The 11911-nt window shown below is 69.4% G+C and carries 12 protein-coding genes; 7 read left to right on the top strand and 5 right to left on the bottom strand.

What is annotated here, in order from left to right:
• The first annotated feature begins 259 nt into the window (after positions 1-259).
• Genes ACIA8R_RS22960 through ACIA8R_RS22945 form a run of 4 tightly spaced genes read left to right on the top strand, consistent with a single transcriptional unit; the run spans position 260 to position 3833 of the window.
• Positions 260-1246: an ABC transporter substrate-binding protein gene (locus ACIA8R_RS22960; protein WP_357695395.1), complete on the top strand. Its 987-nt coding sequence runs from the start codon at positions 260-262 to the stop codon at positions 1244-1246.
• On the top strand, positions 1246-2022 hold the full coding sequence (locus ACIA8R_RS22955) for an ABC transporter permease (protein WP_364104658.1): 777 nt from the start codon (positions 1246-1248) through the stop codon (positions 2020-2022). The genes ACIA8R_RS22960 and ACIA8R_RS22955 overlap by 1 nt, the downstream gene beginning before the upstream one ends.
• Positions 2019-2810: an ABC transporter permease subunit gene (locus ACIA8R_RS22950; RefSeq protein ID WP_364104661.1), complete on the top strand. Its 792-nt coding sequence runs from the start codon at positions 2019-2021 to the stop codon at positions 2808-2810. The genes ACIA8R_RS22955 and ACIA8R_RS22950 overlap by 4 nt, the downstream gene beginning before the upstream one ends.
• 18 nt (positions 2811-2828) lie before the next feature.
• Positions 2829-3833, top strand: coding sequence for a methyltransferase (locus tag ACIA8R_RS22945; protein ID WP_397040219.1), 1005 nt, complete (start codon positions 2829-2831; stop codon positions 3831-3833).
• Between the two features lie 24 nt (positions 3834-3857).
• Here ACIA8R_RS22945 and ACIA8R_RS22940 read toward each other — a convergent pair whose 3' ends face one another.
• The 4 genes from ACIA8R_RS22940 to ACIA8R_RS22925 form a co-directional block, all read right to left on the bottom strand.
• A complete protein-coding gene (locus ACIA8R_RS22940; protein WP_352329408.1) occupies positions 3858-4424 on the bottom strand; it encodes an ATP/GTP-binding protein in 567 nt (188 codons plus the stop codon).
• Between the two features lie 7 nt (positions 4425-4431).
• On the bottom strand, positions 4432-4779 hold the full coding sequence (locus ACIA8R_RS22935) for a DUF742 domain-containing protein (protein WP_352350491.1): 348 nt from the start codon (positions 4777-4779) through the stop codon (positions 4432-4434).
• Between the two features lie 71 nt (positions 4780-4850).
• A complete protein-coding gene (locus tag ACIA8R_RS22930; protein WP_020546542.1) occupies positions 4851-5273 on the bottom strand; it encodes a roadblock/LC7 domain-containing protein in 423 nt (140 codons plus the stop codon).
• Entirely contained in the window at positions 5270-8092 is a 2823-nt protein-coding gene (locus ACIA8R_RS22925) for a nitrate- and nitrite sensing domain-containing protein (protein WP_397040217.1), read from the bottom strand. The genes ACIA8R_RS22930 and ACIA8R_RS22925 overlap by 4 nt, the downstream gene beginning before the upstream one ends.
• Before the next feature lie 630 nt (positions 8093-8722).
• Between ACIA8R_RS22925 and ACIA8R_RS22920 the strand changes: the two genes are divergently transcribed.
• Genes ACIA8R_RS22920 through ACIA8R_RS22910 form a run of 3 tightly spaced genes read left to right on the top strand, consistent with a single transcriptional unit; the run spans position 8723 to position 11432 of the window.
• Positions 8723-9733, top strand: coding sequence for an ABC transporter substrate-binding protein (locus ACIA8R_RS22920; protein WP_364101982.1), 1011 nt, complete (start codon positions 8723-8725; stop codon positions 9731-9733).
• Positions 9730-10551 (top strand): ABC transporter permease, encoded by an 822-nt coding sequence (locus tag ACIA8R_RS22915; RefSeq protein WP_397040216.1) that lies wholly within the window; start codon positions 9730-9732, stop codon positions 10549-10551. Before ACIA8R_RS22920 ends, ACIA8R_RS22915 begins: the two co-directional genes overlap by 4 nt.
• The gene (locus tag ACIA8R_RS22910; RefSeq protein WP_397040214.1) at positions 10548-11432 is read left to right on the top strand and encodes an ABC transporter permease; all 885 of its coding nucleotides are present in this window, start codon (positions 10548-10550) and stop codon (positions 11430-11432) included. The genes ACIA8R_RS22915 and ACIA8R_RS22910 overlap by 4 nt, the downstream gene beginning before the upstream one ends.
• On the opposite strand, the gene ACIA8R_RS22905 is transcribed toward ACIA8R_RS22910, so the two are convergent.
• On the bottom strand, positions 11419-11853 hold the full coding sequence (locus ACIA8R_RS22905) for a pyridoxamine 5'-phosphate oxidase family protein (RefSeq protein ID WP_364101973.1): 435 nt from the start codon (positions 11851-11853) through the stop codon (positions 11419-11421). The two genes, ACIA8R_RS22910 and ACIA8R_RS22905, sit on opposite strands and share 14 nt — an antisense overlap.
• Positions 11854-11911: the final 58 nt, after the last annotated feature.

The following is an 11911-nucleotide window of genomic DNA, read 5'->3' as shown; positions in this document are numbered from 1 at the left end:
TTCAACCGTTCCACATCGCACTCCCTTCACGTCGCATGCCATCGCACACGGAGCGCAACCACCGTCCCAATCCGGACAAATCACCACTAACCATACTTAATCTCTAGATTTACATCTATAACGTTGATTTGTCATATTTTCGCGATAAACCTACATATACGCGGCATAGCGCTGTAGATCCGAACTCTGCTCCGGTACGCTTCACGCCCGGCATCCCGTGCCGATCTCCGGAACTTCCCCCTGGTAGGAGAACCCCCCCATGACACGCACCATGCGCGGCCACGCCATTGTCGTCGGCGTGGCTCTGGCGCTCACCCTTGCCGGCTGCGGCGGAGGCGGCGGCGAAACCGCGAACACCTCGGCCAACAGCAAGGGGCTGGAGAAGACCACCATCAAGGTCGGCGCCCTCCCCGTGCCCGACGCTGTCTCGGTCTATCTCGCCAACGCCAAGGGCTTCTTCAAGGAAGAGGGACTGACCGTCGAGCCGCAGACCATCACCGGTGGCGCAGCGGCGCTGCCGCAGATCGAGAGCGGCGCCCTCGACATTTCGCAGACCAACTACGTCTCGACCTTCCTCGCGGTGAGCAAGGGCAAGAAGATCAAGCTGGTCGCGGACATGTACCAGGCCGCGCCGAACACGTTCAACATCATGGTGCCGAAGGACTCCCCCATCAAGACGGTGGCGGACCTGAAGGGCAAGACGGTCTACGTCAACAACCTCAACAACGTCGCCACCCTGGCCGTGGAGACGCAGCTCAAGGTCGCCGGCCTCACCAAGGAGGACGTCAACTTCGCCGAGAAGCCGTTCCCCGACCAGGGCAACGCGCTCAACACCGGGCAGGCGGACGCGGGCTGGATGACCGAGCCCTTCGTCACCGCCAACCAGAGCGCCTTCGGCTTCCGCAAGCTCGCCGACACCATGACCGGCCAGACGGAGGACCTCCCCATCGCCGGCTGGATGGCCACCGAGGACTGGGTGCAGAAGTACCCCAAGACGCTCGCCGCCTTCCAGCGGGCCATCGCCAAGGCGCAGCAGCTCGCCTCCAGTGACCGCAAGGCGATCGAGGAGACGCTGCCGAAGTACACCAAGATCGACGCCAAGACGGCCTCGGTGATCACGCTCGGCACGTACCCGAGCGAGCTGAACGAGAACCGTCTGCAGAAGGTCGCCGACCTGATGCTGGAGTACAAGTACCTCACCAGCCCGATCGACGTGAAGTCGGTCATCGCCGCCCCTGCAAGCTGATGAACTCCGCGCGTCTGCTCCGCGGCGCCGCCGGCGCCGCGGGGTTCCTCATCGCCGGTGAGCTGGTCATCCGCTTCGCGCTGAGCGACGGCGTGATCTTCCCGGCGCCCTCCGTCATCCTGTACGAAGCCGCGCGTCTCCTCGCCGACCCGGTGTTCCTGGAGGGTCTGGCCACCACCCTCGCGAACTGGGCGCTCGGCCTGCTCATCGCCATCGTCGTGGCCGTGCCGCTGGGCGTGCTGCTGGGCGCGGTGCCGCCGGTGGAGCGGGCGATCCGGCCGCTGCTGGAGTTCATGCGCCCGATCCCCTCGGTGGCGATCATCCCGCTGGCGATCCTGCTGATCCCGGTGGACGGCCTGATGAAGGTCTCGGTCATCGTCTACGCGTCGATGTGGCCGATCCTGATCAACACCCTGTACGGCATGCAGGACGTGGACCCGCTGGCCAAGGAGTCGCTGCGCAGCTTCGGCTTCGGCCGGCTCGCCGTGCTCGGCCGGGTCAGCCTGCCGAGCGCCGCCCCCTTCGTCGCGACCGGCATCAGGATCGCGGCCGGCATCGCGCTCGTCCTCGCGGTCAGCGCCGAGCTGCTGGCCGGCGGCACGGCCGGGATCGGGGTCTACACGATCCAGGCGGGCAGCGGCAACCGGATGGACCTGATCATGGCGGCGACGTTCTGGGCCGGGGCGTTCGGGGTGTTCGCGAACCTCGCCCTGCTGGCCGGCGAACGGCGGCTGTTCCGCTGGCACCGCGTCCGGATGGGAGCGTCGGAATCGTGAGGCGGCTGTCCAGGCTCTGGGTGGTGCCGGTCGTGCTCGTCGTCTGGGAGCTGCTGGCGCGGCTCATCGGCGACAGCGACTTCCCGCCGCCGCTCACCATCGTCACCAGCATGTACGAGATGTGGTTCTCCGGGCCCGTCTCCCACCTGTTCCTCACCGAGGACGCGGTCGGCAACATCCTGCCCAGCCTCGGTCGCATGTTCAGCGGCTGGATCCTGGCCTCGCTGCTCGGGGTGCTGCTCGGCGTGGCGCTCGGCCGTTCCAAGGCGGCCACCGACTACGTGGACGCGCTGTTCGAGTTCGGCCGGGCGATCCCGCCGCCGCTGCTGCTGCCGCTGTTCGTCGCGCTGTTCGCCGGCACCGCGCACGCGCAGCTGAGCATGCAGCTCGCCACGATCGTGTTCGGCGTGATCTGGCCGGTGCTGCTCAACACGATCGAGGGCGTCCGGGCCGTGGACCGCACCTACACCGAGACCGCCACCGTGTTCGGGCTGTCCAAGGGGCAGCGCCTGCGCGTGGTCGTGCTGCCCGCCGCGTCGCCGAAGATCTTCGCCGGGCTGCGGCTGAGCCTGTCGCTGGCGCTGATCCTCATGGTGATCTCCGAGCTGTTCGGCAGCACGGACGGCATCGGCTACCAGCTCCTGCAGGCCCAGCGCAGCTTCGACGGCCCCGGCGTGTGGGCGACGATCGCCCTGCTCGGCATCCTGGGCTACCTGGTGAACGGGCTGTTCGTGCTGGCCGAGCACCGCCTGCTGGTCTGGCACCGGCAGGCCAACCGCAACGTCTGACTTATCGGGAAGGACCCCATGTCCCACTCGGATGACCTCCTTTGGGGGGCCGTGGCCGACATCTCGCGCTTCGCCGCTCTGCTCACCATGGCGGAGCTCGGCCTGGCCGACCATCTCGCCCACGGTCCCCTCAGCACCACCGACCTGGCCGCCCGCAGCGACGCCGACGCCCCGCGGCTGCGCCGCGTCCTGCGGGAGCTGGCCGGGATGGGCGTCGTCCGCGGTGCCGGGCCGGACGTCTACGACCTGACCGAGCGCGGCACGGCGCTGCGCTCGGACGTCCCGGACTCGGTGCGCTCGTCGGTCCGCATGCTCGGCGAGGAGGGCTTCTGGCACGCCATGGGCAACCTGCCCGCCACCGTGCGCGACGGCGGCTCGGCCTTCGTCGCCCGCTACGGCCACCTGTACGAGTACCTGGCGGCGAACCCGGGAGCGGGCAAGCTGTTCGACGACTACATGACCGCCCGCGCCATCCCCTTCACCGAGGGCCTGGCCAAGCGGTACGACTTCCCGGCCACCGCGACCATGGTGGACGTGGCCGGCGGCAAGGGCCACATCCTGGCCACCGTCCTGCACGCCAACCCGGACATGCGCGGCATCCTGTTCGACCTGGAGCACGTGGCCGGCCGGGCCAGGGAGCTGCTGGCCGCCGAGGGGCTGGGTGAGCGGAGCGAGGTCGTCACCGGCGACTTCTTCGCCGAGGTCCCGGCCGGCGGCGACGTCTACCTGCTGGCCAGCGTCCTGCACAACTGGGACGACGAGGACGCGGTCACGATCCTGCGCAACGTCCGCCGGGCGATGAACCCCGACGGCCGCGTCCTGGTGCTGGAGGTGGCGTTGCCCGACGACGAGGCGCCGCACCTGGGCAAGGACATCGACATGCGGATGCTGGCGATCTTCGACGGCGGCACCGAGCGCAGCCGTGAGGAGTACCGGGCGCTGCTCGACCGGGCGGACCTGCACCTGACCGAGGTCGTCGAGCTGGGCTCGGGAGCCAGCCTCATCGAGGCCCGGCCCCGCTGAGCGGAAGGGCGGCGGCGGGCCTGATCAGCCGCCGCCGCTCCAGCCCGGCACCGCCATCCTGATCGACAGGGCGTGCTCGACCAGATGGATCAGAGCGCTCTTGACCGAGTCCTTGGAGCGCGCGTCCAGCCGTACGAGGGGGATGTGGGGGGCCAGCGTGAGGGCGTCGCGCACCTCGGCGTCGCTGTGCGGGTACTGGCCGTCCCAGCCGTTGACGCCCACCACGAACGGCAGTTGCGCCTCCTCGAAGTAGTCGATCGCGGGAAAACTGTCGGCCAGGCGGCGGGTGTCCACCAGCACGACCGCGCCGATCGCACCGCGCACCAGGTCGTCCCACATGAACCAGAACCGATGCTGGCCCGGCGTGCCGAACAGATAGAGGATCAGGTCGCGGTCGAGCGAGACGCGGCCGAAGTCCATCGCCACGGTGGTGGTCGACTTCAGCGGCGTCATGCCCAGGTCGTCGATCCCCGCGGAGGCGTCGGTCATCACCGCCTCCGTGGTCAACGGCATGATCTCCGAGACCGCGCCGACGAACGTCGTCTTGCCCACCCCGAAACCGCCGGCCACCACGATCTTCGTTGAAGTCAAGCCGGGGCTAGAGCCTGCGAAGTCCACTGAGCACCCTTTCGAGCAGATTAACGTCCGGCCTACCGGCGTCCAGCTGTGGCTGATGCACGCGGACCAGACCTTCGGCCGCCATGTCGGCGATCAGAACACGCACCACGCCCAGCGGGATCCGCAGCAGCGCCGACACCTCGGCCACCGACCGGACCTGCCTGCACAGCTGGCTGATCGCCTGATACTCCGGCGTGATGTGCGAGAACTCCCGGTGCTCGGCGGTCGCCGAGGACACCAGGGCCTCCATCGCCAGCTTGACCCTGGGCGCCGTCCGCCCACCCGTCACCGCGTACGGGCGGACGGGTGAGGCGGGGTCGGGGTGCAGCTGCGACTGGGGCTGTGGCTTGGGCGGAGGCGCCCAGCCGCCGCTGTTCCATCTCTGGTCCGTCACCTACATCACCTGGTCTGGCTGGCGCGCAGTTCCGCACGCACCGCCGGAGTCAACACCTGACCGGCGCGATCCACCATCAACGTCATCTGGTACGCCACCAGCCCCATGTCACAGTCAGGGGCCGCCAGCACCGCGAGACACGAACCATCACTGATCGACATGATCAGCATCAGCCCGCGCTGCATCTCCACGATCGTCTGGTTGACCGCACCACCCTCGAACACCCTGGCCGCACCTTGCGTCAAGCTCACCAGCCCCGACGCGATCGCAGCCAGCTGATCCGCCCGGTCAGCCGGAAAACCCGACGAGGCCGCAAGCGGCAACCCGTCGGACGAGACGACCACCGCATGTGCCACACCGGGGACCGTGCTGACGAAGTCGGTGATCAACCAGTCGACTCCGCGCGCCGCGTGGCTCAGGTCGTTCATGCGCCCTCCTCTCTTTCACCGTTGTGGGGTTCACCGTTGTAGGAGCCGCGGGGGCCGGGCTGGAACGCCTTGCCCCCGGTGATGTCGTCGCGGGCCGCCCGGAAGCCCTGCTGGAAGCTGGACAACCTGTTCCGCACCCGGTCCGGCGAGACCGAGGGCATCGGCAGCACGCCCTTGGGCGAGGCGGAGGTGTCGGCCGAGCCCGGCACCAGGTTGGCCTTGGGCACCCGTTTGGGCAGGCCGGCCGCGGTCGTGCCGTCGCGGGCCGGTTCGGCCACGGCCTCGGCCGCGGTCCAGCCGGCGTCGGCCTTCGTCGAGCCCCAGCCGCCCTCGTCGCGCCCGAACCAGGCCGACTCGACGGCGGCGAAGATCGGCAGGTAGTCGTCCCCCGCGGAGGCGGGCGGCACGGGCGGGATCGGGCCGGTGGCCGCCGACTCGGTCTCGGGGAAGTCGGGCCGGGGCCGCTGGAGGCCGTCCGGCTTCCAGGGTGGCGGCGGCTCGGCCGCGGGACGTTTGGACAACCCGCGGTCGCCGTTGTGGCGCGGCGGCGACCAGATGTCGTGGCTGTCGAAACCGCCGCCGTGCGCGTCGGAGGGCCAGCCGTCGGACGGCCACTGCGGCCAGTTGCCCCCCGCCTCCGGGTTCGACGGGTACGACGGGTGCGCCGGCCCCATCTGATAGGTGGGCCGCGGCCAGTCCTGTCCGGCGGGCGGCGGCGCCTGCGGCCAGTCGGACACCGGCGTGAGCGGCGTCTGCGGCCAGTCGGCCCCCGGCGCGGGCGGCGCGGGCGGCCAGTCGGCCCCGGCGGAGGAGGCGATCGCGGGCCAGTCGGGCTCGGGCGGGGCCGAGACCGGCGGCCAGTCGGTGGCCGGCGGCGCCGCGTGCGGCCCCACGTACGGCTCGCTCCCGGACGTGCTCTCGGCGAGCGCCGGGGGCTGCATGCCGGCGAAGCCCGGCGCCTGCGTGCCCAGCATGTTCTCCGGGACGAGCACCATGGCGGTCAGCCCGCCGGAGTTGTGCGGGCGGAGCTGCACCCTGATGCCGTGCCGGTGGGCCAGCCTGGCGACCACGAACAGGCCCATCCGCCGCGAGACCGACACGTCGACGCTGGGCGAGTCGGTGAGCCGGTCGTTGGCCTGGGCCAGTTCCTCGGGGGTCATGCCGATGCCGGAGTCGGTGATCGACAACATCACGCCGCCGCCGTCGATCCTGCTGCCCGACACCGCCACCCGCGTCTCGCGCGGCGAGAACGACAGCGCGTTCTCCACCAGCTCGGCCAGCAGGTGGATGACGTCGTTGACGGCCTGTCCGGCCACCGACACGCCGTCGGGCACCTGGAGCACGACGCGTTCGTAGCTCTCGACCTCCGACAGGGAGGCGCGGGCCACGTCGACCAGCTTGACCGGCTGGCTCCAGCGACGCGGCGGGTCCTGACCGGCCAGCACCAGCAGGTTCTCGCTGTTGCGCCGCATACGGGTGGCCAGGTGGTCCAGCTTGAACAGGTTGCCGAGCCGCTGCTCGTCCTGCTCACCCTGCTCCAGACCGTCGATCAGGGTGATCTGCCGCTCCACCAGCGTCTGGCTGCGGCGCGACAGGTTCACGAACATCGCGTTGACGTTCGAGCGCAGTCGCGCCTCCTCGCCGGCCAGCCGCACCGCCTCGCGGTGGACCTCGTCGAAGGCGCGCGCCACCTCGCCGATCTCGTCGTGGGTGTCCACCCCGATCGGCGGGACGGGCCCGACCTTGCCGTCCCCCGCCTCGCGGAGCGCCCGCACGGTCTCCGGCAGGCGTTTGCCGGCGATGTCCAGGGCCTCTCGGCGCAGCCTGCGCAGTGGCCTGATGAGCGAGCGGGCGATGAAGGTGATGATGATCAGCACCACGATCAGCAGGATCATGATGAGCACGCCGGAGATCAGTGCGGAGCGGTTGGCCCCCTCCTCCAGGGCGCGGGCCCGCAGGATGACCGAGGAGGCCAGCGACTTCTCCACGCTGCGCAGGGCGTCGATCTTGCCCGTGCTGACGTCGAACCAGGTGCCGACGTCCTTGTCCGGACGTACGCCGATGCTCAGGGGCTTGGCCTCGACGGACTGGGCCATGGCCCGCAGCCGGAACAGGTCGGTCTGGTCGACGTCCCTGCCCACGACGGTGTCGCGGTAGAGCTCAAGCTGGTCGAGGCTGGCGAGGGTGGCGAACAGGGTCTCCTCGCTCTCCTCGCGCGCCTTGGCGTCGGAGAGTGCGTCGAGCTCGCCGCTGTCGAAGCTCTTCTTGTCCAGGGCGCTGGCCAGGATGCCCCGCTGTTTGGACGCCTGTTCCTTCGCGCGCGCGATGGCGGCCATGGAGCTGGCGCTGTGGGAGATGTCGTCGTCCACGGCGACCTGGCCCACCTGGTCGTGGAACTGCAGGAGGGTGGAGATGATCTGGGAGTACTTCTGGATCATCGGCAAGGGCTGGATCTTGCCCTTGACGGCGGTGTCGCGCAGGGTCTGGATCTCCTCCAGGCGGCGCAGCACCGGGCGTACGGAATCGGCGTGGGTGTCGGTGAGGGCGCCGGCCCGCACCTTGGCCTCGTCGATGAGGTTGTCGACCCCGCTGTAGGTGGTGCGGAGCTGGGCCGCGCGACTCTCCGGACGGCCTTGCGCGATGTAGAGGGCGGTCTCGTCCCGCTCGAAGGCCAGTTCGTGCGTGACGGCGCCGAGCTGCTCGCTGAGCTCGGCGACCTCTCTGAGTGTCTGGTACGTGTCGGCGTCCCTGAGGGAGGTGATCACGTTCAGCCCGCCCAGGCCCACCGCGACGGCCGTGGGCACGACGATCAACGCCACAAGACGCGATCTGACGTGCCAATTACCCAATCCGAACCTGTTAGAAGCTGGTTTGGGCAGCCGTCGCTTCTGGCGCCCGTGCGGCTCGCGGTCAGCGGAAGCTTCAGCGCTCTGCGTTCTCACTTGCCTCGCAACCTCTCGCCCCGGAGGGGAATTCTCGAAGACCATGCAGGTAAATGCACGTGGGGCAATATGTACAATCGAGATGAGGGCCATTTGAGCACAGGTACCGGTCAGGACCAACCACCTATAGTGCCCATCTGAGGCTTATATCCCGGATTGTCCAAATATTGTGACAAAATTGGTAGACCGCCGTTTACCTGCAAAAACGGGCAGCCGAAACGTGTTCCGCAAGCCCCCTTCCGCCCGCGGAACGATCCATATCAGTCAGTCTCAGTAGTAACAGACGCCCCGGGCGCCACCCTCTTTCACAAAACGGACAAAGTCATCTCACGCCTCTTTTAACGATAGAGCGGCAAACGGACATTGCAACCACAGGAGTCATTTTCTTGATAATGACTGCCAATGTGGTGCTACGGTCGATTCCTGCTTGTTCGTCAGGCACTCAGCCCCGGGGGCAGTTCAGCCACCCGGTCCCCCCGGCTCGATGTCTTGAAGGGAGTCCCTGACATGAGGCTTGGCCGCTCCGCCAAGGCCGCCATCATCGGGTTCGCCGTGACTTTAGGCGCCGTAGCGTGCAGCACCGGCGGCTCAACCACCGCCAGCGCCCCGCCCTCCGCCTCCGCGAACGGCGGCGGCGGCGCCTTGGAGAAGACGAAGCTCAAGATCGCCACTCTGCCCGCCATCGACAGTGCCGCCATCTACGTCGCCATCGACCAGAAGCTCTTCGAGCAAGAGGGGCTCGACGTCACCCCGCAGGTCGTCCAGGCCGCCCCTGAGGCGATCCCCATGCTGGTCAACGGCGAGATCGACGCCATGTTCGGCAACTACGTGTCGATGTTCCAAGCGCACGACAAGGGGGCGATCAAGATCCATGTGCTCGCCGAGGGCTCGCGGGCCGCCCCCGACTCGCTCAGCATCATGGCGCTGCCCAACTCCCCCATCAAGACGCCGAAGGACCTCGCGGGCAAGACGATCAACGTCAACGTCCTGCACAACTTCCAGGAGCTCGCGCTCACCCAGGTGCTCAAGGCCAACAACATCGACCCGGCCACGATCAAGTACGTCCCCGTGACCTTCCAGAACATCATGGCCTCGTGGAAGAACGGCCAGATCGACGCCGCCTACCTGGGCGAGCCGCTGGTCACCGCGGCGACGTCGCAGATGGGCGCCCGCAAGATCCTCGACCCCGCCTCCGGGCCGGCGGCGGAGTTCCCGATCTCGGGATACATCAGCACCCAGGACTGGTACGACAAGAACCCGAAGACGGCGGCGGCCTTCCAGCGGGCCATCCACAACGCGGCCAAGCTGATGGAGAACAACCGTGAGGTGGTGGCCAAGGTGCTGCCGAACTTCACGCAGATCGACGCGCCCACGGCGGCGACGGTCACCTTCCCCTACTTCTCCAGCTCCGACAACCCGGTACGGCTGCAACGCGTGGCCGACTGGATGTGGGAGGCCAAGTGGCTGGGCAAGGAGATCGACGTCAAGGCGTTGATGTCGCCGACGACATCGGGGTGAGCACCACCACGACGGGCGTCGTCATCCGCCGTCCGGCCGGCGCCGCCACGCGGTGGTCGCGCCGGGCGGCGGGGGCGGCGGGCTTCGCCGTCCTCGTCGAGCTGCTGAGCCGGTCGGGGCTGGTGGACGCCGAGGTGCTGCCGCCGGCCACGCGGATCGTCGGGCGCGGCGCCGCGCTGCTCGCCGATCCCGCCTTCCGCGACCACGCCCTGACCAGCCTGCTCGCCTGGGCCATCGGGCTGGGCCTCGCGGTGCTGGTCGCGGTGCCGCTCGGCCTGCTGCTCGGCAGCGTGCCGGTGATCGACGCCGCCACGCGCTCGGTGGTGGAGTTCCTGCGGCCGATCCCGTCGGTGGCGCTGATCCCGCTGGTCGCGCTCGTCATCGGCACCGGCCTGCAGCTCCGCGTCACACTCGTGCTCTACGCCGCCATGTGGCCCATCCTCTACAACACCATGTACGGCCTGCGCGGCGTCGACCCCGTCGCCAAGGAGACCATGCGCTCCTATGGCTTCGGCCCGCTGTCGGTGCTGCTGCGGGTCAGCCTGCCGTCGGCGGCGCCGTTCATCACGACGGGCGTGCGGCTGGCGGCGTCGGTGGCGCTCATCCTGACCGTCAGCACCGAGATCGTGGCCGGGCGCGGGGAGGGCATCGGCGTGTTCATCTTCTTCGCCGGGATCGCGGTGCCGGCCAGGATGACCGACATCCTGGCCGGGGTCTTCTGGGTGGGGCTGTTCGGCGTGCTGGTCAACGCCCTGCTGGTGGCCGCCGAGCGGCGCGCCTTCCGCTGGCACCACGCGCGGCTGACGGAGGGCGCGTGACCAGGGCCCGCCGCGGGCCGGGGGCGCGCAATGCTACACGCGGGCCGGGGGCGCGCAATGGTACACGCGGGCCGGGGGCGCGCAACGGCACGCGCGGCACGGTGTTCCGGGTGGTCGTGCTGGTCGTGCTCGTCCTGGGCTGGGAGGCGGGCACGCGGCTGGCGGGCAGCGCGTTCTTCCCGCCGCCGACGACGATCGTGGGCCGGATGCACCAGATGTGGTTCTCCGGGCCGCCCGGCAGCCTGTTCCTGACCGGCGAGGCCGTGGACAACGTCCTGCCGAGCCTGGGCAGGATGGCCGCCGGGTTCGCGGGCGGGGGCGTGGCCGGGGTGCTGCTCGGGCTGGCGTTCGGGTTGTCGGCGCGGGTCTACGACTACCTCGACGGCGTGCTGCAGTTCCTGCGCGCGATCCCGCCGCCCGCGCTGGTCACCGTGTTCCTGGTGGTGTTCGGGTTCGGGCTGCGCATGCAGCTCGCGTTCATCGTGTTCAGCGTCGTGTGGCCGGTGCTGCTCAACACGGCCGACGGCGCGCGGGCGGTCGATCCGCTGCACCTGGACACCGGGCGGGTGTTCCGGCTGTCGCGGACGGAGCGCCTGCTGCGGGTCGTGCTGCCGTCGGCGCTGCCGAAGATGTTCGCCGGGCTGCGGCTGGCGCTGTCCCTGTCGCTGATCGTGATGGTCTTCGCCGAGCTGCTGCCGGGAGCGTCCAACGGCATCGGGTTCCAGCTCACCACCGCGTACTCGACGTTCGACCTGCCCGCGATGTGGGCCGGGATCGTGCTGCTCGGCGTGCTGGGTTACCTGCTCAACGAGCTGTTCCTGGTGGCCGAGCGGCGGGTGCTGGCCTGGCACCTCGGCGCGCAGCGGCTCATGGGGCAGTGAACGTGCCGGCGTCGACCGGGCGGCTGCGCGGCGGTTCGTAGGCGCCCGAGTCGATGCCCCACGACGCGACGGAGAGCGGCATGATCTCCACCCATACGGGCTCGTACCCGGGTTTCAGCCGTTCGCCGCCTGTGGAGTGCACCCGCCCGACCCCCTGGACCAGGACGCCGCGCGGCCCCTCCTCGGTGAAGTCGTCCACGACGAGCGACACCTCGGGGTTGCTCCTGACGTCGGCGCGGTACCGCCGGGGACGCACGCCCTCGGGCAGCATGCGGGAGCCGACCGCGATCATGCCGCGGTCCGGCTGGAGATGGATCCGCACGGGCACGACGTGCGGCGTTCCCCCGGCCCCCGCCGTGGCCAGCCGCGCCAGGTCGTGCGCGAGCAGGTAGGCGAACTCCCCGTCACTGAATCCGCGCATCACACACCTCACACCAGATAGGAACGAGATTAGTGGGACAAACCTGTTCTTCAGCCTG

The sequence above is a fragment of the Nonomuraea sp. NPDC051191 genome (assembly GCF_044455665.1).
Lineage (GTDB): Bacteria > Actinomycetota > Actinomycetes > Streptosporangiales > Streptosporangiaceae > Nonomuraea.
Note: the sequence above shows the minus strand (reverse complement) of the source record. Positions and strands in the feature narration are given on the sequence as shown.